The organism is Streptomyces sp. TLI_185, assembly GCF_003814765.1.
Taxonomy (GTDB): Bacteria; Actinomycetota; Actinomycetes; order Streptomycetales; family Streptomycetaceae; genus Streptomyces.
Genome location: NZ_RKRB01000001.1, coordinates 3808237 through 3830283, shown reverse-complemented (window position 1 = coordinate 3830283; position 22047 = coordinate 3808237). Strand labels below are relative to the sequence as shown.

Below are 22047 nucleotides of genomic sequence, written 5' to 3'. Positions count from 1 at the left end.
GGTCAGTCACCTGCCAGGTTGAGACCGCCCCGGCGCCGCATCAGGAACGCGGTGAACACCATGGACAGGGTGAACAGGACCAGGGCGACGACGCACGCGGAGCCGTAGTCGAAGCGCTGGAAGCCGAGGTTGTAGACGAGCTGGGGGAGGGTGAGGGTCGACTTCTCCGGGTAGCCGGGCTCGAACTGGGTGCCCGCGCCCTGGATCACGCCGGAGGCGACCTTCCCGGCGATGAGCGGCTGTGTGTAGTACTGCATCGTCTGGATCACGCCGGTGACGACGGCGAACATCACGATCGGTGAAATGTTGGGAAGGGTTACATACCGGAACCGCTGCCAGGCGGACGCGCCGTCCAACTCGGCCGCCTCGTACTGCTCCTGCGGTACGTCGAGCAGTGCGGCCATGAAGATGACCATCAGGTCGCCGATCCCCCACAGGGCGAGCAGGGTGAGGGCGGGCTTGGACCAGGTGGGGTCGTTGAACCAGCCGGGGGCCGGGATGCCGACTTTCTCGAGGATCGAGTTCACCGGGCCGGTACCGGGGTTGAGGAGAAAGGCGAAGGCCATCGTCGCGGCCACCGGCGGGGCGAGATAGGGCAGGTAGAAGAGGGTGCGGAAGACCCCCGTACCCGTCTTGATCTTGGTGATCAGGAGGCCGACCCCGAGGCCGAAGACGACCCTGAGGCTCACCATGACCAGCACCAGCCACAGGGTGTTGCGCAGGGCCGGCCAGAAGAACGGGTAGTGCTCGAAGACGTACGTCCAGTTCTTCGTTCCGCTCCACGTCGGCGGTTTGAAGCCGTCGTAGTGCATGAAGGAGAAATAGACCGTCGAGATCAGCGGATACGCGAAGAAGACCGCGAAGCCGATCAACCAGGGTGACATGAAAGCGGCCGTACGAAGCGCCGACCTGCGGCGCTTCGACGCCAGGGTGATCGTGGCCATTACTTCGCCTGCGCGATGTCCGTGTCGATCTGCGCGGCCGTCTTCTTCAGGCCCGCCTTGAGGTCGGTGACCTTTCCGCTCTCGTAGTCGTAGCCGAAGTTCTCGATCGTCGCGAGGTACACGCCGCCGTTGATGGAAGCCGGAGAAGTGGTCGAGTTCGGGTTCGCGGCGATGTCCAGGAACGTCTTGAAGCGCGGGTCGTACTTCAGCTTCGGGGACTTCAGGGCGGCCAGCGTCGAGGGCACGTTGTGGATGGCGTTGGAGAAGTTCACCACCGCGTCCGTGTTCGTGGTCATGTACTTCACCAGCTCCCAGGCCGCGTTCTGCTTGTGGCCGGCGGCGGAGATGCCGGTGATGGTGCCGGTGATGTAGCCCTTGCCGTACTGGCTCACCTGATCGTCGGGGACGGGCAGCGGGGCCACGCCGATGTCGAACTTCGGCTTGGCGTCCAGGGCCATTCCCAGGCGCCATTCGCCGTCCAGCTGCATGGCCACCTGACCGGTGTGGAAGGGGTGCTTGACGCCCCATTCGTCACCGAGCTTGGAACGGTAGGTCTCCAGTTTCCTGAAGCCGCCGAGTTCGTCGACCAGCTTCTTCTGGAGTTTGAAGCCGGCCTCGAAAGCGGGGTCCGTGGCGAGCTGCGACTTCCCTGCCTTGTTGAAGTACGTCGGAGAGAACTGGCCGAAGTAGTGCTCGGTCGTGGTCTCCCAGCCGTGGTAGTCCGGCATGAAGCCGAGCTGCTTGTAGCTGTCGCCGTCCGGGATGGTCAGTTTCTTGGCGTCGGCCTCGAATTCGGACCATGTCTTCGGCGGAGTCTTGATACCCGCCTTCGCGAACGCCGTCTTGTTGTAGTAGAGCCCGTAGGCGTCGCCCAGCAGCGGTGCCGAGCAGCGGTTTCCGTCGAACTGGGTGTACTCGTTCATCGCCTTCGGGAACGTCGTCTCCGGGTCGATGTCCGCCTTCTTGAAGAAGGGGTTGAGGTCGACCAGTGCACCCGACGAGCAGAACTTTCCGACGTTGTTGGTGGTGAAGGAGGAGATGACGTCCGGGGCCTTGTCGCCGCCCGTGCGCAGCGCCTGGTTGATCTTGTCGTCAGTCATGTTGGCGACGACGTTCACATGGATGTTGGGGTGTGCCTTCTCGAAGCCGTCGATCAGGGAGTTGACGGCCTTCACTTCATTCGGCGCGCTCCAGGCGTGCCAGAAGTTGATGGTCGTGTCCTTCGAGGCGTCGTCGTCGGCGCTCGAGGAGGACTGGCCGGTACAGGCGGTGGCGAGCAGGGCGAGGGAGGCGGAGGCGGCGAGAGCGAGGGCCGCTTTCCGGGATATTCCGGGCATGGCAGGGTCTCCCAGGGACAGGGCAGGGGATGGTGAGGGAAGGCGGGGGGTGAGTACGGGGGCCTGTACGCGGTGCGTACGGGGTGTCAGCGCGAGGTGTCGAAGACCTCGTCGCGGGTGGTCGCGAGGGCGTTCTCCAACGCGCCGCGCAGCACGGGGTGTTCACGGACGTCGCCGACCACGAGCCGGGGCCGGGAGGCCGCCAGCTCCTCCAGCTCGGCCTGGACGAGGGCGCGCAGCACCTCGCCGCCCGAGGTCAGCGAGGCGCCGCTGAGGACGACGAGTTCGGGGTCGAGGACGGAGACGAGGGAGGCGAGACCGGTGGCCAGCCGGGTCGCGTACGTCTGCAGCAGCTTGCGGTTCAGGACGGTGTCCTCGGCGGCGGCCCGCTCGACGAGGGCGGCGGCGACCTCGGCGTACGGCCCCGAAGGGATGTCTCCGATGCCGAGTTCACCGGCGAGGTGCGGGATGGCCTGGGAGCCGGCCAGCTCCTGGTAGCCGCCACTGTTGGCCTTGGTCACATGCCGGACCAGAGGCGCACCGGGAACAGGAAGGAAACCCACCTCTCCCGCGCCGCCGGTCCAGCCGCGGTGCAGTCGCCCGCCGAGGACGAGGGCGGCACCGAGGCCTCCCTCGTTCCACAGCAGTACGAAGTCCTCGTGCCCGCGGGCCGCGCCCAGCCGCTGTTCGGCGACGGCGGCGAGGTTGACGTCGTTCTCGTACTCGACCGGCATCGGCAGTGCGGCGGCGAGTTCGTCGAGGAGGGCCGGGGTGTGCCAGCCGGGGAGATGGGAGGCGTAGCGCAGGCGGCCGGTGTTGGGGTCGAAGGCGCCGGGGGTGCCGATGACGAGCCGGTGGATGTCGTCGCGGGCGAGCCCCGCGGCCTTCACGGCGCCGTCGAGGGCGTCGGTGACCTGCCGGACGACGGGCTGGGTGGGCCGCCTGCCGGGGGTCGGGAGCTCGAAGGAGCCCACCGTGCGGCCGGTGATGTCGGCGACGGCGGCGAGGACGCGCTCGGGGGTGACGTCGAGCCCGGCGGCGTATGCGGCGGCCGGATTGACCTCGTACAGCTGGGCGTTGGGGCCGGGGCGTCCCTCGGTGGTGCCGGTGGCGAGGACGAGCCCGGCCGCTTCGAGGCGGGCGAGCAGCTGGGAGGCGGTCGGCTTGGAGAGGCCGGTGAGCTTGCCGATCCGCGTGCGGGACAGGGGGCCGTGCTCCAGAAGGAGGTCCAGGGCGGCGCGGTCGTTCATGGCGCGCAGGACGCGCGGGGTGCCCGGCGTACCGGCTGTTCCTGCCATGTGGGTCGCCACCTGCCTTTCGACTGCCCAGCTTCTCAGCGACCAGGGAGGTAAGTCCATCGGACGATCACCGGAGGGCCGTCTCCCGATCACTGTTAGGAAAGTTTCCTATTGGCTGGAAAGGAACGTAAGCCCAGGGCGAAGGAGGCGTCAAGAGAAACCGCCCCCGAGGCAACGGACTCGTTACCTCGGGGGCGGCGGGAGGGACTGGTGGGGTCGGCCGGGCCTTACTTCGGCGCCGACCGTTGCTGGACGATCGGTGATGCCGCTGCCGTCTGCGGGGAATCGGAGTTGGAGAACACCGAAGGCGCCGCGACCGCCGCCGTCGGGTCGGCGGCCTCCTCCTCGTCCAGAGGGGCCGTCGCGCCGCCCACGATGCGGATGTTCGCGGCGTCGAAGGCGCGCTTGATGCGCCAGCGCAGTTCCCGTTCGACGGTGAGGGACTTGCCGGGCATCGTCTTGGCGGAGACGCGGACCACCATCGAGTCCAGCAGCACGCTGTCCAGGCCGAGGACCTCGATCGGGCTCCACAGGAGCTCGTTCCAGGGCTCCTCCGCGCTCATCTTCTCGGCGACCTCGTCGAGGGTGGACTTCACCCGGTCCAGGTCCTCGTTCGCCTTCACGGTCACGTCCACGCCGGCCGTCGCCCAGCCCTGGGAGAGGTTGCCGATGCGCTTGACCTCGCCGTTGCGGACGTACCAGATCTCGCCGCTCGCGCCGCGCAGCTTCGTCACACGCAGGCCGACCTCGATGACCTCGCCGGAGGCCACGCCCGCGTCGATCGAGTCGCCGACGCCGTACTGGTCCTCCAGGATCATGAAGACGCCGGAGAGGAAGTCCGTGACGAGGTTGCGGGCGCCGAAACCGATCGCCACACCCGCGACACCGGCCGAGGCGAGCAGCGGTGCCAGGTTGATCTGGAACGCGGCCAGGATCATCAGGGCCGCGGTGCCGAGGATCGCGAAGGACGCGACCGAGCGCAGCACCGAGCCGATGGCCTGGGAGCGCTGGCGGCGGCGCTCGTTGTTGACCAGCAGGCCGCCGAGCGAGGTGCCGTCGACCGCCTCGGCGGTGCGGGTCATCCGGTCTATCAGCTTGGTGATCGCCCGCTGCACGACCACTCTCAGCACCCCCGCGATCACCAGGATCAGCACGACCCTGAGGCCGATCGCGAGCCAGTTCGACCAGTTCTGCTCGACCCAGCTGGCGGCGTTGGTCGCGCTCTCCTGGGCGTCCTGGAGCGTGGGGACCGCCGGGGTCGTCGACTCCGAGGGGGTCGGCGACGGCGACGAACCGGCGGCCAGTAGGACGGCGGGCAAGGACACGGCAGGTACCTCCAGGTGCAACGGTCTGCCGCCCGGCACGTCGACTCGGTCAAGGTCACGAAAAGGTCACCGGGCGGGCAGGTCCACCACACTATCGGGGCACGGTGTGCGAGTCCTTGCCCTCTTCTGAGGAGAGACTGTGCTCACCCCGGGTTGAGCAGGTGGGATAAACAGATGGCCCTCCGGGGGATGAATCAGGTGTGGTCGAAAACACTCCCAGCCCGTTACCGGGACATGGTGGCGCTTCCACCAGGCAAGAGGGGAGACTGACTACAGATCGTCCCGGCGCGAGCCACGCGCCGCCGACGCCCAAGGAGGCATCCGTGCCGCATGTCCTGGTCCTCAACGCGTCGTACGAGCCACTCGGCGTCGTACCGCTCCGCCGCGCGCTCGTCCTCGTCCTGGAGAACAAGGCTGTCTCCCTGGAGGAATCCGGCGCCTTCATGCACAGCGCAACCGTCACAGTCCCCGCACCCAGCGTGGTCCGGCTCAAGCGATTCGTCCGGGTTCCCTATCGGGGGCCCGTTCCTCTGACCCGTAGGGCGCTCTTCGCGCGCGACGGGGGCCGGTGCATGTACTGCGGTGGCGTCGCAACCAGCGTCGACCACGTCATCCCGCGCAGCCGCGGGGGCAAACACGTCTGGGACAACGTGGTGGCGTCCTGCCGCCGCTGCAACCACGTGAAGGCCGACCGACATCTCTTCGAGATCGGCTGGCGGCTGCGCCACAAACCCGCTCCACCCACCGGCCTGGCCTGGCGCATCATCGGCACCGGCCATAGGGACCCGCGTTGGCTGCCGTACTTGCAGCCGTACGGCGCGGAGGACGCCATGGCCCGGATCGACGGCATTTCAGCCTGACGATCCGGGCCTTCGCACACCCCTGGTCACAGGGCATGCAGCAGTCGTGCGGTCCGGCCCGGGAGCCCCCCGTACTCCCGGGCCGGACGGTCATGTGGTCATGCGTAGCGCAGCTCGGCCGGTCGGACGGAGCGGCGCAGCAGCGGGAGTGAGCAGGCCGCCGCCAGCAGACAGGCCGCGTAGACGACGAGCGGGACCAGGAGGGGCACATACGGCACCGGCGCCACCGTGACCTCGGAGGTGAGCGAGGCGTACCAGGTGCCGATCGCGAAGCCCCCCACGCCCGCCACCGCGGCCGCGGGCGCCAGCGGCAGTGCGGTCTCCAGGAGCAGCGCCCGGGCCAGCACCGCCTGCGGTACCCCGGCCGCGACCTGTGCGGCCAGGCCCCGGCGCCGGGTGGCCAGGGACTCGGCGGTGCCGACGGCGAGCGCCGTCAGGACGAGCGCGAGGCCGACGAGGATCGCGGCGGCCGTCAGATCGAGGCCCGTCGTGTAGTAGGAGAGGTCCGCCGCGAGCGAACCCTCGCGGCTCCTTGCGTGCAGTTCCGCGAGCAGTACCTGCCGCACCCCCATGAAGCCGGAGCCCGCGACCGTCACCAGCAGCACGCCCGCATGTGTACGGGCCGCCGCCCAGGGATCGTCGCGCAGCCGTTCCGCCGCGATCAGAACGTCCGGGCGCCGGGTGCGGGTGGCCAGGCCCTCGCCCAGCTGCCGGGACGAGGAGCCGGTCAGCCACACCGCGGTGAAACTGATCAGCAGCGCCAGGACGAACACCGTCACCGGACCGAAGTCGAAGGTGAAGGAGTCGCTGAAGACCGGGGCCACGACGATGAACAGCGCCGTCGCCGCGAGCAGCCAGGTCACTGTCCGGAACAGCCGCCCCGGAGCCCACGTGGGTCCTGCCCGCCGCACCCGGCCCAGCGGCGAGGCCACCACCCGCCGCAGTGACAGCGCGCTCACGGCCGCGCCCAGGACCGGTACGGCCACGGCCATCAGGGCGAAGCCGGCCCAGGCGCCGGGGGACGGGTGCGACCACAGGTGCAGCAGCACCGGTACCGCGGTGACGGTGGCCAGCACCGAACCGGCCAGGCAGGCGAGCCCCGACTCCAGCGCCGCGATCCGCCGCACCTGCCAGGGCGCGGCCCCCGCGAGCCGCAGCGCCGCCAGCCGCCGGTCGCGGTGCACCGCTCCGATGCGTGCGCACTGCCCGACGAACCCGAGCACCGGGATGAGCAGCAGGCCCAGCGCGATGCTCACGTTCCTGCGGTCGCTCGTGGAGTCGAGCAGCCCGGACCCCACGGACACGGAGTAGTACCCGTCCAGCGAGGTGAGCGCGACGATCGCGAGTCCGATGCCCGTCGCCAGGGCCGCCCCGACCGCCGTCAGCGCGACCCGCCACCACTCCCGCCGGTCCGACCCCCGGGTCAGCAGCCAGGCCAGCCGCAGTTCGGCCCTCATGCGGTCACCCCCGCCGGCAGCACGGCCCCGTCGCTCAGCCGGACCTCGCGGTCCGCGTAGGCCGCGACCTGCGCGTCGTGCGTGATCAGCAGCACCGCCGTGCCCGCCTCGCGAGCCGTATGGACCAGGGACGTCATCACCTGCTCGGTCGCCAGGGAGTCCAGTGCACCGGTCGGCTCATCGGCGAAGACGATCTTGGGGCCGGTGACCAACGCCCGCGCCAGCGCCGCCCGCTGGGCCTGGCCGCCGCTCATCTCGCCGGGCCGCAGCGCCTCCTGCCCCCGCACCCCGAACCGCTCCAGCCACTCGCCGGCCGCCGCCTGGGCGTCCTTGCGGGGGGCGCCCGCGAGCATCAGCGGCAGCGCCACGTTGTCCAACGCCGTCAGCTCCGGAATCAGCTGCCCGAACTGGAACACCACCCCGAAGTCGGTCCGGCGCAGCTCGCTCAGCCGCTTCTCCGGCAGCCGGTCGAGTCGCTGCCCGTCGTACGTCACCGACCCCGCGTCCGGGCTGACGATGCCGGCCACGCAGTGCAGCAGCGTGGACTTCCCGCTGCCGCTGGTGCCGGTCACGGCGAGGATCTCGCCGGCCCGCAGCTCCACCGAGGCGCCGCGCAGCGCCTCGGTCCTGCCGTGCGCCTTGGTGAGGTCACGGGCCGCCAGGAGCGGCACCGTGCTGTCCCCGTTGCTCATGCTGCGTCGACCTCCGCGGTCAGGGTGGTGAGCCGGGCCGCCGTCGTGGTCATCCAGCGGAGGTCGGCGTCGAGATGGTTGAGGGCGTAGTCCGTCGAGAGCACGGTCGCGAGATCGGCGCCGGGCGCCGTCTTGACCGCCGTGAGCTCCCGCATCCGTTGCATGTGTGCGGCGCGCTGGGCGGCCAGATAGGCGCCCGCGTCGCCGCCGGAGAGGATCGAGACGACGACCTTGGCGAAGATCTCGTTCGCCACGAAGGGAGCTGGCGGGGCGACCTCCCCGGCCCATTTGGCCAGTTCACGCGCCCCGTCGTCGGTCGAGCGGTACGTGGTCCGCTCCGGGCCGCCGTCCGAGTCCGTGCCCTCGACCTCCGCGAGGCCGTCCCGGACCAGGCGCTGCAGGGTCGTGTAGACCTGCCCGTAGGCCAGCGGACGGGCCTGCGGGAAACGTTCGTCGTGCCGCCGCTTCAGGTCGTAGCCATGGCTCGGCCCCGAGGCGAGCAGCCCCAGCAGGATGTGGCGGGTGCTCATGGCGATCATTATGCACTCGATACATGTACTGAGTGAATAGTGGCGGCTGCGGGGTCCTGGAGTTGACGCAGAATGTGAGGAGGGGCACGTAGTCCCCTTCTGTACGTCTGCCGCCGCGCCCGGTGGGTAGGGCTGCGTTAACCCGCAACCTCGCCGTACTCGACAAGGAGGCCCCCGTGGCCGCACCGGCTTACCCCCTCTCCAAACCCGTGGCGCAGCTGCCGTCCCTCGATCCCGAGCCGCACTTCTGCGTCTTCAGTGCGGAGGGCGCCTGCGCCGAGACCCCGCTGACCAGCGAACCGCCACTGCCCGAGGCCGAGCCGCTCACCAGTGAGCCGCCGCTCGCCGACGCCGCGCCCCTGACCAGCGAGGCGGTGGCCCCCGAGCCGGATGCTCCGAGGTTCTAGATGATGGTGCAGGGGTCGGCCGACCCGCCCTCCGAGGACCTGTCCCGGCTCGCCGCACTGCACGGCGTCGCCACCTCCTACAGCCCCTCCCCGGACCGCACGGTCGCGGCCTCCGCCACCGCCGTCACCCTCGCCCTCGCCGCCCTCGGCATCGACGCGAGCACCGATGACCTGACCCGTGCCGCGCTCTCCGCCCGCGAGCGGGAGCTCGGCGAACGGCTGCTGCCGCCGACGGTGGTCCTGTGGAGCGGCGCCACGTCCTCCGCCCTCGAAGCCCTGCCGGCCGGCACCCGGCTGCGCATCGAGACCGAGCAGGGCGAGACGCGGGCGTCCGCCGAGCAACTCCCGTCCGGCGTCCACCGGTTGACGGCCACCGCCCCCGACGGCCGCAGCGCCGAGGCCCACCTCGTCGTCGCCCCGCCCCGGCTGCCCACGCCCACCGCACGCTCGTACGGCCTGCTCGTCCAGCTCTACTCCCTGCTCTCCCGGCGCTCCTGGGGCATGGGCGACCTCGGTGACCTCGCCGAACTCACCGCCTGGGCCGGACGCGCGCTCGGCGCCGGATTCGTCCAGGTCAACCCGCTGCACGCGGCCGTGCCCGGTGCCCCCACCGACCCCTCCCCGTACCGCCCCTCCTCCCGCCGCTTCCCCGACCCCGTGCACCTGCGCGTCGAGGACATCCCCGAATACGCCCACGTCGAGGACCGGGAGCGGCTGCGGGCGCTGCTCGGGCGCGCCGCCGAACTGCGCGAAGCGGTGCTGGAGAAGGGCGCGATGATCGACCGGGACGCCGTGTGGGAGCTCAAGCGGGAGGCGCTGGAGCTGATCCGCGAGGTGGAGCTCGGGCCTGGCCGGCGTGCCGCGTACGTCGACTTCCTCGCCGAGCAGGGCGAGGCCCTGGAGGACCACGCCACCTGGTACGCCCTCGCCGAGGTGCACGGCTCCGACTGGAGCCGCTGGCCCGCCGCCCTGCGTGACCCCCGCTCGGCCGAAACCGCCCGCGCCCGCAGGGAGTTGATGGACCGCGTCGACTTCCACTCCCGCCTCGCCTGGCTCACCGACACCCAGCTCACCGACGCCCAGCGCGCCGCCCGCGAGGCCGGAATGCCCGTCGGGATCGTGCACGACCTGGCGGTCGGGGTGCACCCCGGCGGAGCCGACGCCTGGGCGCAGCAGGAGTACTTCGCCGCCGGGATGTCGGTGGGCGCCCCACCGGACGCCTTCAACGCGCGCGGCCAGGACTGGGGCCTGCCGCCCTGGAGACCGGACCGCCTCGCCGATTCCGGCTACGCACCGTACCGGCGATTGCTCCGAGCCCTGTTCCGCTATGCCGGTGCCCTGCGCATCGACCACGTCATGGGCCTGTTCCGCCTCTGGTGGGTGCCGCAGGGACATCCGCCCACGGAGGGCACATACGTCCGCTACGACGCCGAGGCCATGCTCGCGATCCTCGTGCTGGAGGCCTCGCGCGCCGGGGCGATCGTCATCGGCGAGGACCTGGGCACAGTGGAGCCCGGGGTGCGGGAGACGCTGCGCGAGCGCGGGGTGCTCGGCACCTCGGTGCTGTGGTTCGAGCGGGACTGGGAGGGTGACGGACAGCCGCTGCCGCCTCCGGCGTGGCGTGCCGACTGCCTCGCCACCGCCACCACCCACGACCTGCCGCCCACCGCCGCCCGCCTCACCGGCGAACACGTCGAACTCCGCGAGCGCCTGGGCCTGTTGACCCGCCCGCTGGAAGAGGAGCGCGCGGAGGCGGCGAACGACACGGGGGAGTGGCTGGGCCTGCTCGCCCGCCTCGGCCTGCTGCACGGCACCGGCGGCGCGCACGGCGTGTCGGAGGAGGAGGCCGAGATCCAGGCCGTCCACCGCTTCCTGCTGCGCACCCCGTCCCGCATGATCGGCATCTGGCTCCCCGACACGATCGGCGACCGCCGCCCGCAGAACCTTCCGGGCACCTGGGACCAGTACCCGAACTGGCGGCTGCCGATCGCGGACGCGGAGGGCCGCCCGGTGACGCTGGAGGAATTGGCCGGGTCGCCGCGGCTGCATGCGCTGATCGACGTACTGCGGCCGGTACGGCCGGGGTGAGGAGAGGGGGCGTAGGGCGCTCCCCGGACGAGCGGCCCCACGCTCTCAGAACCTGCCGGGAACCTGGGACCGGTACCCAATTGGCGGCTGCCGATCGCGGACGCCGAGGGCTGCCCGGTGATGCTGGAGGAGCTGGTCTGGTCGCCGCGGCTGCATGCGCTGATCGACGTGCTGCGGCCGGTACGGCCGGGGTGAGGAGGGGGCGGATCTCGTGGAGCACCCCCCGGACGAGCGGCCCCAATCGTCGTTCGATACTTTTGACAGCGTGGACAAGAAGAACGCCCTGCGCGCCGGCGCCCTGGCCGCCGGTACGACGCTGATGATGCTGCTCATGTCGTCCCCCGCCTCCGCGCTGATCCGCGACGACGGCGACGACCCCGGCAATGGCCTGAGCGTCGGCGAGACGCTGGGCCTCTACGTCCTGGCCCCGCTGGCCCTGTTCGCGGTCATCGCGGGCCTGGTCATGGTGCTGGACAGGTCCAAGGACCGTCAGCCGAAGGCCAAGGCCTGACCTCCGACTGACCCCACACATCTTTCGAGGGCACCGGTTCCGCCGTACAACAGGCGGGACCGGTGCCCTCGGCATGTTCTGCAGGGGGCTCAGCCCCGGGGCGCTCCGTCTCAGGGGCTCGGCGCCGTCAGGTATCGCTGCAGCGTCGGAGCCAGCCACGCCGTGAGCTCCTCGCGGCTCAGCGCCACGGTCGGCGGGAACCGCAGGACGTAGCGGGTGAGCGCCAGCCCGAGCAGCTGCGCCGCAGCGAGCGCGGCCCGTGCGGGGGCCTGCTCGGGATCGGGACACACCGCGTGGGCGACCGGCATCATCTGGTCCCGGAAGATCTCCTGCATCCGCTCGGCCCCGGCCCGGTTGGTCGCCCCGACCCGGAGCAGGGCCGTCAGCACCTCGTTCTCCTCCCACATCGCGAGGAAGTGCGCCACCAGCACCCAGCCGACCTGCTCCCGGGGGAGCGCGGTCACGTCCGGCATCCTCAGATCGATGGAGACGGCCGCCGCAAACAGGCCCTCCTTGTTGCCGTAGTAGCGCATCACCATGGAGGGGTCGATGTCCGCGTCCCTGGCGATGGCGCGGATGGTGGCCCTGTCGTAGCCGTCGGCCGCGAAGCGTTCGCGGGCCGCGATGAGGATGGCGTTACGGGTGGTCTCCGAGCGGCGGCGGGTGCCGCCTGAACCGGAATCCGTGCTGCTGCTGTCGCTGACTTTCACATCAACAAGCGTAGGTCAACGTACGTTGGCCAACAAGTGTTGACTTCCCTTGCCCAGCCGCCCTATTCTCGTCCGCAAGCGTTGGTCAACAAGTGTTGGCCAACAAGCGTTGGCAGGTAATCGTCGGCACCAGGAGGTCATCATGAAGGCTCAGCACTCCGTGATCGTCGTCGGCTCGGGTCCCGCCGGTCTCCTCCTGGCCGGCGACCTCGCCACCGCCGGTGTCCCGGTCACCCTCCTCGAAAAGCGCCCGCACAAGATCAGTAACCTCTCCCGCGCCTTCGTCCTGCATGCCCGCACCCTCGAGCAGCTCGACTCCCGCGGTCTCGCCGACGGTCTGGAGGCGGTCGGCCGCCCCCTCGGCAGCCTCCGCCTCTTCGGCCGCCTCACCGTCGAACTCTCCACGATCCACTCCCGCTTCAACCACCTCCTCGTCATCCCCCAGTACGAGGTGGAGAAGGCCCTGGAGCGGCGCGCCGTCGAGGCCGGCGTGGACGTCCGGTACGAGACCGAGCTGACCGGGCTCACCCAGGACGCGGACGGCGTGACGGTCGAGGTCCGCGGGCCCGGCGGGGCCGCCGAGAGCCTGCGGGTCTCGTACGTCGTCGGCACCGACGGCATGCGCAGCGCCGTGCGGGACGCGATCGGGCTGCCCTTCCCCGGCCGCTCCGCCATCCGTTCCGTCGTCCTCGCGGACGTACGCCTCGCCGAGGAGCCGGAGAACCTGCTGACCGTCAACGCGGTCGGCGACGCCTTCGCCTTCCTCGCGCCCTTCGGCGACGGCTACTACCGCGTGATCGCCTGGAACCGCGCCCGCAACGTCCCCGACAGCGAGCCCCTCGACCTCGACGAGGTCAAGGAGGTCACCCGGCTCGCCCTCGGCCGCGACTACGGCATGCACGACGCCCGCTGGATGTCCCGCTTCCACAGCGACGAACGCCAGGCGCCCGCCTACCGGGTCGGCCGTGTCTTCCTCGCCGGGGACGCAGCGCACGTCCACACCCCGGCCGGCGGTCAGGGCATGAACACCGGTCTGCAGGACGCGGCCAACCTGAGCTGGAAGCTGGCCGCCGTCGTCCAGGGTCACGCGGACGCGGCCCTTCTCGACAGCTACCAGGCCGAGCGCCACCCCGTCGGCAAGGCCGTGCTGCGCAGCAGCGGCGGCATTGTCCGCCTCGCGATGGCCAAGCGCCCCTGGGAACTGGCCCTGCGGGCCGCGCTCACCACCTTCCTCGACACCGTGGGCCCGGCCCGGCGCAGGGCGGTCGGCCAGATCACCGGCATCGGCTACCGCTACCCCGCGCCCCGCGGCGCCCACCGCCTCACCGGCACCCGCGTCCCGGACGCCGCCCTGGAGGGCGGCCGCCTCTACGAGGCCCTGCGCGGCGGCAGGTTCGTACTGATCACCCCGGAGGCCTACGAGGACCAGGGCATCCGCAAGGACCGGCTGGCCGTGGACCGCTGGGCGAGCCACCGGCGTACGACCGTCCTGGTCCGCCCCGACGGGTACGTGGCCTGGGCGGCGGACTCGGCGGACGCGGCGCGCATCGAGGACGCGGTGGCCCGGTACGTGGGCTAGTGCCCAGCCTCCTGTGTCCCCGCCATCAACTCCCGTAGCAGGTCGGCCAGTTGGCCGGCCTGTTCGTCGTTCATGGTGGCCAGGGCCTCCGTCTGGACGGCGAGGCCGGCGCCGACCGCCTGGTCGATGACCGTCAACCCCTTCTCGGTGAGGGTCACCTGGAGGGCCCGCCGGTCGTGCGGGTCGGGGGAGCGGCGCAGCAGGCCGGCGCGTTCCAGTTTGTCGAGGCGGCCGGTCATGCCGCCCGTGGTGAGCATCAGGGTCGCCGAGAGCTGGCGCGGCGAGAGGGCGTACGGCTCTCCGGAGCGACGCAGGGTCGCCAGCACGTCGAACTCGCCGCGTGAGATGCCGTACGGGGCGTACGCCTTCTCCATGCGGTCGCCCATGGTGCGGGAGAGGCGGTAGATCCGCCCGAAGACCTCCATCGCCCTGGTGTCGAGGTCCGGTCGCACCTCCGCCCACTGCTCGATGATCGCGTCGACGGCGTCCTGGCGCTGTGCACTCATGTCCCGAGTATCCGCATGCGCAGAGTCACTCGCAAGAAAGTGGCTTGACGGAAAGTTGCTTAGCGCTAAGCTAATCACTGCCAAGCTAACCGTCAGCGGTCTGCCTTCCGCTCGTCGCCGAGCGCATCCGATTCCGAGAGGTCAACCGTGAAGAAAGCGGAGAAACCGGACCGTATACCCGGCCAGTGGGCCCTGCCCGTCGCCGCCGCCGTCAACGGCGTCGGCACGGGCATGTACGTGCCCTTCACGCTGGTCTTCTTCCACTACGTCACCGGCCTCTCCTTCACCACCGTCGGGCTGGTGCTCACCGTGACCGGGCTGGTCGGTATCGCCGCCCTGCCGCTGGCCGGTGCGGCCGTCGACCGGTTCGGTGCGCGGCGCGTGCAGCTCGCGCTGTACGGGGTGCGTGCCGCGGGCTTCGCCATCTACCCCTTCGCCGACTCCCTCGCCGCCTTCGCCGCGGTCGCGCTGGTGACCGCCGCGGCCGACCGCGCCTTTCCCGCCGTGCAGTCCTCGCTCCTCGGCGAGGTGGCGCAGGGTGCCGGTCGGGACCGGCTGCAGGCCGCCACCCGGGCGCTGCAGAACGGCGGCAACGGCGCCGGTGCCCTGCTGGCCACCCTGGTCATCGCCTTCGCCGGACCCACCGGCTACACCTACGCGGCCTGGGGCAACGCCCTGTCCTTCGCCCTCGCCGCGCTGCTGCTGCGGCCGCTCAGGCCGTTGCCCGCCGCCGACGGTACGGCGGCGCGGCGGGCCGGGGCCGGTTACCGGCTCGTGCTCGCCGACCGGCCCTTCCTGGTCGTCACCGGCGCCAACTTCCTGAACGCGCTGAGCTATTCGGCCCTGTCCGTGCTCTTCCCGCTGTTCATCGTGGAGTGGCTGCACGGGCCCGCAGTGCTCACCGGTGCCGCGTTCACGATCAACACCGTGCTGTGCGCGGCGGCCGGGGTGTTCGTCGGCGGACGGGTACGCAGGGCCGGCGCCCGGCGCACCCGGGCTGCGGCGCTGGGCGGGGGTCTGTTCGCGGTGGCGTTCCTCGGGCAGATCGCGCTGGGCACCCTCAGGCCGCACTCCGGTCCGGTGCTGGGCGGGGCCCTGGTCGCCATGGTCCTCGTCTACACGCTCGGCGAGCTGATCCACAGCCCCGCCGCCGAGGTCCTCGCCGTGTCGGCTGCGCCCGAGGCCGCGCGCGGGCGCTACCTGGCGGCGTACCAGATGTCCTGGTCGCTGGCGAAGGCGGTGGCGCCGTCGCTGTTCACGGCGCTGCTCGCGCTGGACGGCCGGGCGCCCTGGGCGGTCCTGGTCCTCACTTCGGCGCTGGCGGCCGCCCTCCTGATCCGCGCGGAACGCCAGCTGCCGGCCGACGCGGTACGGCCGGTCGCGGAGACCGTCGTACGCAAAGCGCGCTCCGAGGGGGCCCGGCCGGCCGGAATTGCGCCCCTCTCCTCCCATCACCCCGAAGGAACCCGGTCATGAAACGGACCGCGACCGTCCTGGTCACCGCCCTCGCCCCCGTCTCGTGGGGCACCACCTACGCCGTCACCACGCAGTTCCTCCCGGCCGACCGTCCGCTGTTCACCGCTCTGGCCCGAGCCCTGCCCGCCGGTCTGCTTCTGCTGGCCGTCGCCCGGGTGCTGCCGCGCGGTGCCTGGTGGTGGAAGTCGGCGGTGCTCGGTGTGCTGAACATCGGTGCCTTCTTCCCGCTGCTGTTCCTGTCCGCGTACCGGCTGCCCGGCGGCATGGCGGCCGTCGTCGGTTCGGTCGGGCCGCTGTTCGTGGTCGGGCTGTCGGCGCTGCTGCTGGGGCAGCGGCCGACGGGGCGGGCGCTGCTCGCCGGGGTCGTGGCGGCGTTCGGCGTCAGCCTCGTCGTACTGAAGGCGGCCGGAGCGCTCGACCCCGTCGGTGTGCTGGCCGCCCTCGCGTCGTCCGCGTCGATGTCCACCGGCACGGTGCTGACCAAGAAGTGGGGGCGCCCGGAGGGTGTGGGGCCGCTCGCCCTCACCGGCTGGCAGCTGACGGCCGGCGGGCTGCTCATCGCCCCGCTCGCCCTCCTCGTCGAGGGCGTCCCGCCCGTCCTGGACGCCCGCGCGGTCGGCGGCTACCTCTACCTCGCCCTCGCCAACACGGCCGTCGCCTACTGGCTCTGGTTCCGCGGCATCGGCCGGCTCACCGCCACCCAGGTCACCTTCCTCGGCCCGCTCTCCCCGCTGACCGCGGCGGTGGTCGGCTGGGCAGCACTCGGCCAGGCGCTCAGCCCGGTCCAACTCGCGGGCATGGCGCTGGCGTTCGGCGCGACGGTGGCGGGTCAGGCGGCACAGCCTGCCGGCCCTCGATCGTTCAGTTCTGCTGAAATGAATCGTCGAAAAGATTCGATGGACCTGACAGGTGTGTCGCTGCGACGGTAGATCCACCGAGATCACCCGTCACCGAAAGGACCTCTGTGGCCGTCGCCCTGGACCGGACCGTCTCCACTGTCACCACCCGCTCCCTCCGCGGGCTCGCCCTGGCCGCGCTCGCCACCGTCGTCTGGTCCGGCAGCTTCGTCACCTCGCGGGCGCTGCACGACAGTGTGCCGCCGGTGCAGCAGGCGTTCTGGCGATGGGTGGTCGCCTTGGTGGCCGTGGCGCCCTTCGGGGCCCGGCAGGCTTGGCGGCAACGGGAGTCGATACGACGTCACCTCGGGTTCGTGCTGCTCGCCTCGCTCCTCGGTGTCACCGTCTACAACACCCTGGTCAACCAGGCCGGGCTGACCGTCCCGGCCGCCAACATGGGCATGATCATGGCCGCTTCGCCGGTACTGATGGCGCTGTTCGAGCGGGTGGGCGGTACCCGGCTGGGGGCGCGCCGGGCCGTCGGGCTGCTGACGGCGTGCGGGGGCGTGGTGCTCCTGGTCGGGGGCGGAGCCGCAGATCGATACGGCGCGCCCGGCGACCTGTGGATGATCGCCGCCGCCTGCTGCTTCGGCTCGTACAGTGCGCTGCTGCGGCGCAGGCCGACCGGGCTCGGGGGTACGGCCTTCCTGTTCACCACCTTCCTGTTCGGCACCGCCCTGCTGCTGCCCGCCCAGGCCATGAGCGTGGCGGCGCAGGGCGCCTTCACACCGACGCCCGGGACCGTCCTCCCGCTCCTCTACGTCGGCGTGGCCTCCTCCGCCGTCGCCTTCTTCGCCTGGAACAAGGCGATCGGCCTGATCGGTGCGGCCCGCGCGGGAGCGGTCTACTACCTCCAGCCGGTGTGCGTGGCCCTGCTGTCCTGGGCGGTGCTCGGGGAGCAGGTCGTCTGGACGCAGGCGCTGAGCATGGCGCTGATCCTCGGCGGGGTGGTGCTGGGCGCCGCCGTATAGGTTGCCGCCATGGTCGACTGGGACATCCGGAAGCTGCAGATCCTGCGGACGCTCGGGGAGCGGGAGACGGTCACGGCGACCGCCGAGGCGCTGCGGATGACGCCGTCCGCGGTGTCCCAGCAGCTGACCAACCTGGCCAAGCAGCTCGGGGTGCCGCTGTTGGAGGCGCAGGGGCGGCGGGTGCGGCTGACCGACGCGGCGCGGCTGGTGCTGCGGCACGCGGAGGCCGTGTTCGAGCAACTGGAGCGTGCCGACGCCGAGTTGGCGGCGTACACGCAGGGCGAGGTCGGCGAGGTGCGGGTCGGCGCCTTCTCCACGGCCGTACCCGCTCTGGTCGTGCCTGCCGTACGGGCGCTGCGGACCCGGCACCCCGGAGTGACCGTACGCGTGCGGGAAGCGGAGGCCGGGGAGGCGTACGAGCTGCTCGCCGCAGGGGACGTCGACCTCGCGCTCTCCCTCGCCGCCCAGGCCCCGACCGCCGCCGATCCCCGCTTCACCCGCGTCCCGCTGCTCGCCGACCCCCTCGACGTCGCTCTGCCCCGCGACCACCCGCTCGCCGCCGCCGACGGGCTGCGGCTGTCCGACCTCGCCGGGGAGCCGTGGATCTTCGGCGGCAGCGGGCCCTGGTCGGACATCACCCGCGGGGCCTGCGAGGCGGCCGGGTTCAGCCCCGTGCAGGGGCATTCGGCGGCCGGGTGGACGGCGATCCTGGCGATGGTCGCGGCCGGGATGGGGGTGGCGCTGATGCCGCGCATGGCCGTCGTGGGGAGGGAGGGCGTCGCGATGCGGGAGCTGACGGAGGACCGGCCCCGGCGGCACGTGGTGGCGGCCGTACGGAAGGGGGCCGGGGAGGGGGCGGCCGTGGGGCGGGTGCTGCAGGTTTTGCGGGAGGTGGCGGGGCGTTCCCGGCGGGACGGGTGCTGAGAGCTCCGCGGGATGTGCCGCGACGGGTCGTCTGTCGGCTGCGGCGCCGTCGTGGCTGGTCGCGCCCACGCGGCGGTAGCCGCATGTTCAACACAGCCCCGTGCCCCTTCAGGGCGCGCCCGAACCGCTCAGGCGAAGTAGTGCCCCTCCTCCAAGTCCTCGATCAGGCCGGGGCCCGTCGGCTCCCACCCCAGCCACTTGCGGGTCAGTGTGTTCGAGGCCGGTATGTCGAGGCCGGCGACGTTGGCCAGCCAGCCGAAGTGAGCGGGTGCCGCCTCGGCGGTGATGCTCCTGGCCGGCAGGTCCAAGTGGCGGCCGATGACCGCGGCGATGTCGCGGAACGGGACGCCCTCGTCGCCCACGGCATGCAGGCGGGTGCCCGCAGGCGCCGACTCCAGGGCGAGCCGGACCAAGCGTGCCGCATCCGTGCGGTGCACGGCCGGCCAGCGGTTGGCGCCGTCACCGACGTAGGCCGCGAAGCCCTTGTCGCGGGCGATGTCGATCAGCATGTGGACGAAGCCGTGGTCGCCCCGGCCGTGCACGGAGGGCGAAAACCGGGCGGAGGAGGAGCGCACCCCGCGGTCGGCCAGTGCGATCGCCGCGTCCTCGTTCCGCGCCCGGATCGCCCCGAACGACTCCGGCGGGGCCGTGTCCTCCTCGGTGTTGACCCTGCCCGGCTGCAGCAGCGCCGTGCCCGAGGAGATCACGAAGGCCTTGTCCGAGCCCTCCAGTACCGTCCCGATCGCCTCGATGACCCGCAGGTCGGCGGCGCACGCGGCGGCGAAGTCGAAGGTGCCCGAGAAGTCGTGGATGAAGGCGAGATGGGCGACGCCGTCGGCCGTGGCCACCCCCTTGGCCAGACCGGCCGGGTCGGTGAGGTCCCCGCGGTGCACATCGGCCCCGGCGGCCGTCAGTGCCTCGGCGGACGCGTCGGAGCGGGCGAGGCCGGTGACCTCGTGTCCGGCGTCGAGGAGTTCGCGGACCACGGCGGAACCGATGAAACCGGTGGCGCCCGTGACGAATACACGCATGGTGCAGCCCTTCGGAAGGGGGTGAGTGGGTGTGTCTCCATCCTCCGCAGGGGGTGGCGGCCGCGTCCAAAGCCTGTTCCGCATGGCGCAATACGATTCGGGCATCACCACAGGTGAGTACGCTGGAGGCATGGCTGACCTCGACCTCCGTCTGGTCCGGTACTTCATCGCCGTCGCCGCACACCGCCACTTCGGGCGTGCCGCGGAGGCCTTGCACATCACGCAGCCGTCCCTGAGCCGCCAGATCGTGGCCCTGGAACACCAGCTCGGCGCCCGGCTGCTGGACCGCACCCCGCGCGGCACCCGGCTCACCGAGGCCGGCCAGGTGTTCCTGCCCCGCGCGAGGGCGCTGCTGCGCGCCGCCGAGCAGGCCGGGGCCGAGGCCCGGGCCGCCGCCGAGCCCAGCCGGTTCACCGTCGGCTTCACCAGCGGCCTGATCGTCACCTCGGCCGTGCGCGAGCTGCGGCGCCGCCATCCGGACGCCGACGTACGCAGCCGGCATCTGCGCTGGGACGAGGCACGCACGGCTCTGCTCGAACACCGGGTGGACGCCGCGGTGACCCGACTGCCCTTCCCCACCGACCAGCTGGAGGTGACCGTCCTCTACGACGAGCCGCGGGCCGTGGTGGTCCCCGTCGATCACCGCCTGGCCGGCAAGGAGTCCGTCACCGTCGACGACATCGCCGACGAGCCGATGCCCCGGATAGTCGGCGCCGACCCCGCCTGGGCGGCCTTCTGGCGCCTGGAACCCCGGCCGGACGGCCGCCCGGTGCCCGAAGGCCCCGAGATCCTGGACCTGGAGGACAAGTTCGAGGCCGTCGCCGCCGGGGAGGCCCTGGTCATCACGGCCTACCCGACCGGCGTGTCACTGCGCCCCGACGTCACCGCCGTCCCGCTGCACGGCGTCGAGCCCAGCCAGGTCGCCCTCGCCACCCGGGCCGGCGACCGCAGCCGTCTGGTGTCCGCGTTCCGCAAGATCGCGCGCACCCGCCTCACCGGGCCGTCCGAACCGGCGTGACGAGAGGGCCCCTCGGGCCTCCGTATCGCGATAGCGTCACACCGTCCCCGCGTGACGCAATGCCCGGACTCGATGCCATTGCCGGACTCCCGGAGGTCCCCGTGGTCGCCGACACCTGTGCCAACTGCGGCAAACCGCTCCCCGCACGGGCGGGCCGCACCGGCCGCAGTTCCGTGTACTGCTCGGCCGCGTGCCGGCAGAAGGCCTACCGGGAGCGGCAGGGCACCGGGACGGGGGCCAGTGTGCAGGGCCTGATCGACGACATCGGGCGGCAGGTCGAGGAACTCACGCCGCAGCCGCCGTCGGTCCTGTACTCCGGGGTGGCCGACCTGTCGGCCGCCGTGGCCCGGCTGCGGCGGGTCGCCCGGACCGCCCGGGACACCGCGAAGGAGCCCCAGGGACCCACCGAGCCTTCCGTAACACCGAAAGCCGTTACGGAAATCCCCCTCACCGAGGCCGACTTCGCCACCCTCACCGAGTCCCACCGCCGGGAGATCCACGTCCACTGCTACCGCATGACCGGCTCCTACGACGACGCCGAGGACCTCGTGCAGGAGACGTTCCTGCGGGCCTGGCGGGCCCGGGAGTCCTTCGAGGGGCGGGCCGGCGCCCGCACCTGGCTGTACCGCATCGCCACCAACGCCTGCCTGGACTTCCAGCGCCGCACCGCCCGCCGCCCGCAGCGCTACGAGCCGATCCCCGGCATGAACCACGGCACCGGCGAGGCCCCGGCTCGCATCACCTGGCTGCAGCCCTACCCCGACGACGAGCTGCCCACGGCCGAGGAGGACCGGCCGGACGTCGCCGCCGTCTCCCGCGAGACCCTGGAGCTGGTCTTTCTCGCCGCCATCCAGCACCTCCCGCCCCGCCAGCGGGCCGTGCTGATCCTGCGGGACGTGCTCGGCCTGACCGCCGCCGAGACCGCCGAGGCGCTCGACCTGACCGTGGCCTCCGCCAACAGCGCCCTGCAGCGGGCCCGCCCCACCCTCCGCGACCATCTGCCCGGGCAGCGCGCGGAGTGGAGCGCCGGCGAGCCGACGGAAGCCCAACGCACCGTCCTGCAGCGGTACATGACCGCCGCCGAGCAGCTCGACTTCGCCGCGATGACCGACCTGCTCAGCAAGGACGTCACGCTCACCATGCCGCCCAACCCGTTCTGGTTCACCGGCCGGGACGCCCTCGTCGAGTTCCTGCGGCCCACCCTCGACCCGGCGTCCCCCATGTTCTTCGGCCACTGGCGCCACCTGCCCGCCCGCGCCAACGGGCAGCTCGCGGCGGGCGGTTACGTCCGCAGACCCGGTACGCACGTCCACCGTGCCCAGGTCCTCGACGTCCTGCGCTTCGACGCCGACGACCGGATCGTGGAGATCACGTCCTTCGAACCGCATCTGTTCCCGGCCTTCGGACTGCCGCTGCGGCTGTGAGCACCGATGAGTGATCGGGGTGCGGTGCGTCTGTATGACCGACCGACACGGAACACCCCTACC

At 71.7% G+C, this 22047-nt stretch carries 21 protein-coding genes; 11 read left to right on the top strand and 10 right to left on the bottom strand.

What is annotated here, in order from left to right; genetic code table 11:
* Positions 1-2: 2 nt before the first annotated feature.
* From EDD92_RS17475 to EDD92_RS17460, 4 genes are all read right to left on the bottom strand, one after another.
* Entirely contained in the window at positions 3-944 is a 942-nt protein-coding gene (locus EDD92_RS17475; protein ID WP_123965182.1) for a carbohydrate ABC transporter permease, read from the bottom strand.
* On the bottom strand, positions 944-2281 hold the full coding sequence (locus EDD92_RS17470; protein ID WP_123965181.1) for an ABC transporter substrate-binding protein: 1338 nt from the start codon (positions 2279-2281) through the stop codon (positions 944-946). Before EDD92_RS17470 ends, EDD92_RS17475 begins: the two co-directional genes overlap by 1 nt.
* Before the next feature lie 86 nt (positions 2282-2367).
* The gene (locus tag EDD92_RS17465; protein WP_123965180.1) at positions 2368-3579 is read right to left on the bottom strand and encodes an ROK family transcriptional regulator; all 1212 of its coding nucleotides are present in this window, start codon (positions 3577-3579) and stop codon (positions 2368-2370) included.
* A gap of 227 nt (positions 3580-3806) precedes the next feature.
* Entirely contained in the window at positions 3807-4904 is a 1098-nt protein-coding gene (locus EDD92_RS17460) for a mechanosensitive ion channel family protein (protein ID WP_123965179.1), read from the bottom strand.
* A 323-nt stretch (positions 4905-5227) separates the two neighbouring features.
* Here EDD92_RS17460 and EDD92_RS17455 point away from each other — a divergent pair, with 323 nt between their 5' ends.
* Positions 5228-5764, top strand: coding sequence for an HNH endonuclease (locus EDD92_RS17455; RefSeq protein WP_020116449.1), 537 nt, complete (start codon positions 5228-5230; stop codon positions 5762-5764).
* Positions 5765-5862: 98 nt separating this feature from the next.
* On the opposite strand, the gene EDD92_RS17450 is transcribed toward EDD92_RS17455, so the two are convergent.
* From EDD92_RS17450 to EDD92_RS17440, 3 genes are read right to left on the bottom strand one after another with little or no spacing between them, the layout of a single operon-like run.
* A complete protein-coding gene (locus tag EDD92_RS17450) occupies positions 5863-7221 on the bottom strand; it encodes an FtsX-like permease family protein (protein WP_123965178.1) in 1359 nt (452 codons plus the stop codon).
* Positions 7218-7913 (bottom strand): ABC transporter ATP-binding protein, encoded by a 696-nt coding sequence (locus tag EDD92_RS17445; RefSeq protein ID WP_123965177.1) that lies wholly within the window; start codon positions 7911-7913, stop codon positions 7218-7220. Before EDD92_RS17445 ends, EDD92_RS17450 begins: the two co-directional genes overlap by 4 nt.
* Positions 7910-8443, bottom strand: coding sequence for a PadR family transcriptional regulator (locus EDD92_RS17440; protein ID WP_123965176.1), 534 nt, complete (start codon positions 8441-8443; stop codon positions 7910-7912). The genes EDD92_RS17445 and EDD92_RS17440 overlap by 4 nt, the downstream gene beginning before the upstream one ends.
* A gap of 176 nt (positions 8444-8619) precedes the next feature.
* Between EDD92_RS17440 and EDD92_RS17435 the strand changes: the two genes are divergently transcribed.
* From EDD92_RS17435 to EDD92_RS17425, 3 genes are all read left to right on the top strand, one after another.
* Positions 8620-8850 carry a hypothetical protein gene (locus EDD92_RS17435; protein WP_030934551.1) on the top strand — a complete coding sequence of 77 codons (231 nt, stop codon included), beginning with the start codon at positions 8620-8622 and terminating at the stop codon, positions 8848-8850.
* Between the two features lie 3 nt (positions 8851-8853).
* Positions 8854-10938: a 4-alpha-glucanotransferase gene (gene malQ, locus EDD92_RS17430; RefSeq protein WP_123965175.1), complete on the top strand. Its 2085-nt coding sequence runs from the start codon at positions 8854-8856 to the stop codon at positions 10936-10938.
* 265 nt (positions 10939-11203) lie between these two features.
* Positions 11204-11449, top strand: a complete 246-nt coding sequence (locus tag EDD92_RS17425) for a hypothetical protein (protein WP_123965174.1) — start codon at positions 11204-11206, stop codon at positions 11447-11449.
* A 110-nt stretch (positions 11450-11559) separates the two neighbouring features.
* On the opposite strand, the gene EDD92_RS17420 is transcribed toward EDD92_RS17425, so the two are convergent.
* On the bottom strand, positions 11560-12159 hold the full coding sequence (locus EDD92_RS17420) for a TetR/AcrR family transcriptional regulator (RefSeq protein WP_123965173.1): 600 nt from the start codon (positions 12157-12159) through the stop codon (positions 11560-11562).
* A 142-nt stretch (positions 12160-12301) separates the two neighbouring features.
* Here EDD92_RS17420 and EDD92_RS17415 point away from each other — a divergent pair, with 142 nt between their 5' ends.
* Positions 12302-13738 (top strand): FAD-dependent monooxygenase, encoded by a 1437-nt coding sequence (locus EDD92_RS17415; protein ID WP_123965172.1) that lies wholly within the window; start codon positions 12302-12304, stop codon positions 13736-13738.
* On the opposite strand, the gene EDD92_RS17410 is transcribed toward EDD92_RS17415, so the two are convergent.
* Positions 13735-14244, bottom strand: coding sequence for a MarR family winged helix-turn-helix transcriptional regulator (locus tag EDD92_RS17410; RefSeq protein ID WP_123965171.1), 510 nt, complete (start codon positions 14242-14244; stop codon positions 13735-13737). The two genes, EDD92_RS17415 and EDD92_RS17410, sit on opposite strands and share 4 nt — an antisense overlap.
* Positions 14245-14391: 147 nt before the next feature.
* Between EDD92_RS17410 and EDD92_RS17405 the strand changes: the two genes are divergently transcribed.
* The 4 genes from EDD92_RS17405 to EDD92_RS17390 are packed head-to-tail and all read left to right on the top strand — an operon-like array spanning position 14392 to position 18511.
* On the top strand, positions 14392-15720 hold the full coding sequence (locus EDD92_RS17405; RefSeq protein ID WP_260326575.1) for an MFS transporter: 1329 nt from the start codon (positions 14392-14394) through the stop codon (positions 15718-15720).
* Positions 15717-16649, top strand: a complete 933-nt coding sequence (locus EDD92_RS17400) for an EamA family transporter (protein ID WP_123965170.1) — start codon at positions 15717-15719, stop codon at positions 16647-16649. Before EDD92_RS17405 ends, EDD92_RS17400 begins: the two co-directional genes overlap by 4 nt.
* A 35-nt stretch (positions 16650-16684) precedes the next feature.
* The gene (locus EDD92_RS17395; protein ID WP_123965169.1) at positions 16685-17587 is read left to right on the top strand and encodes a DMT family transporter; all 903 of its coding nucleotides are present in this window, start codon (positions 16685-16687) and stop codon (positions 17585-17587) included.
* A gap of 9 nt (positions 17588-17596) precedes the next feature.
* Entirely contained in the window at positions 17597-18511 is a 915-nt protein-coding gene (locus tag EDD92_RS17390; RefSeq protein ID WP_123965168.1) for a LysR family transcriptional regulator, read from the top strand.
* Between the two features lie 128 nt (positions 18512-18639).
* On the opposite strand, the gene EDD92_RS17385 is transcribed toward EDD92_RS17390, so the two are convergent.
* On the bottom strand, positions 18640-19542 hold the full coding sequence (locus tag EDD92_RS17385; protein WP_123965167.1) for an SDR family oxidoreductase: 903 nt from the start codon (positions 19540-19542) through the stop codon (positions 18640-18642).
* Between the two features lie 130 nt (positions 19543-19672).
* Here EDD92_RS17385 and EDD92_RS17380 point away from each other — a divergent pair, with 130 nt between their 5' ends.
* Both EDD92_RS17380 and EDD92_RS17375 read left to right on the top strand, forming a co-directional pair.
* Entirely contained in the window at positions 19673-20560 is an 888-nt protein-coding gene (locus EDD92_RS17380) for a LysR substrate-binding domain-containing protein (protein ID WP_123965166.1), read from the top strand.
* Positions 20561-20619: 59 nt separating this feature from the next.
* Positions 20620-21984: a sigma-70 family RNA polymerase sigma factor gene (locus EDD92_RS17375; RefSeq protein ID WP_123965165.1), complete on the top strand. Its 1365-nt coding sequence runs from the start codon at positions 20620-20622 to the stop codon at positions 21982-21984.
* Positions 21985-22047 lie beyond the last annotated feature (63 nt).

Excerpts from the sequence above, each read along its gene's own strand:
- EDD92_RS17385 (WP_123965167.1), bottom strand. The coding sequence starts at position 19,542 with ATGCGTGTATTCGTCACGGGCGCCACCGGTTTCATCGGTTCCGCCGTG.
- EDD92_RS17390 (WP_123965168.1), top strand. The coding sequence starts at position 17,597 with ATGGTCGACTGGGACATCCGGAAGCTGCAGATCCTGCGGACGCTCGGG.
- EDD92_RS17415 (WP_123965172.1), top strand. The coding sequence starts at position 12,302 with ATGAAGGCTCAGCACTCCGTGATCGTCGTCGGCTCGGGTCCCGCCGGT.
- EDD92_RS17380 (WP_123965166.1), top strand. The coding sequence starts at position 19,673 with ATGGCTGACCTCGACCTCCGTCTGGTCCGGTACTTCATCGCCGTCGCC.
- EDD92_RS17375 (WP_123965165.1), top strand. The coding sequence starts at position 20,620 with ATGCCCGGACTCGATGCCATTGCCGGACTCCCGGAGGTCCCCGTGGTC.
- EDD92_RS17440 (WP_123965176.1), bottom strand. The coding sequence starts at position 8,443 with ATGAGCACCCGCCACATCCTGCTGGGGCTGCTCGCCTCGGGGCCGAGC.
- EDD92_RS17400 (WP_123965170.1), top strand. The coding sequence starts at position 15,717 with ATGAAACGGACCGCGACCGTCCTGGTCACCGCCCTCGCCCCCGTCTCG.
- EDD92_RS17445 (WP_123965177.1), bottom strand. The coding sequence starts at position 7,913 with ATGAGCAACGGGGACAGCACGGTGCCGCTCCTGGCGGCCCGTGACCTC.
- EDD92_RS17410 (WP_123965171.1), bottom strand. The coding sequence starts at position 14,244 with ATGAGTGCACAGCGCCAGGACGCCGTCGACGCGATCATCGAGCAGTGG.
- EDD92_RS17465 (WP_123965180.1), bottom strand. The coding sequence starts at position 3,579 with ATGGCAGGAACAGCCGGTACGCCGGGCACCCCGCGCGTCCTGCGCGCC.
- malQ (WP_123965175.1), top strand. The coding sequence starts at position 8,854 with ATGGTGCAGGGGTCGGCCGACCCGCCCTCCGAGGACCTGTCCCGGCTC.
- EDD92_RS17475 (WP_123965182.1), bottom strand. The coding sequence starts at position 944 with ATGGCCACGATCACCCTGGCGTCGAAGCGCCGCAGGTCGGCGCTTCGT.
- EDD92_RS17470 (WP_123965181.1), bottom strand. The coding sequence starts at position 2,281 with ATGCCCGGAATATCCCGGAAAGCGGCCCTCGCTCTCGCCGCCTCCGCC.
- EDD92_RS17450 (WP_123965178.1), bottom strand. The coding sequence starts at position 7,221 with ATGAGGGCCGAACTGCGGCTGGCCTGGCTGCTGACCCGGGGGTCGGAC.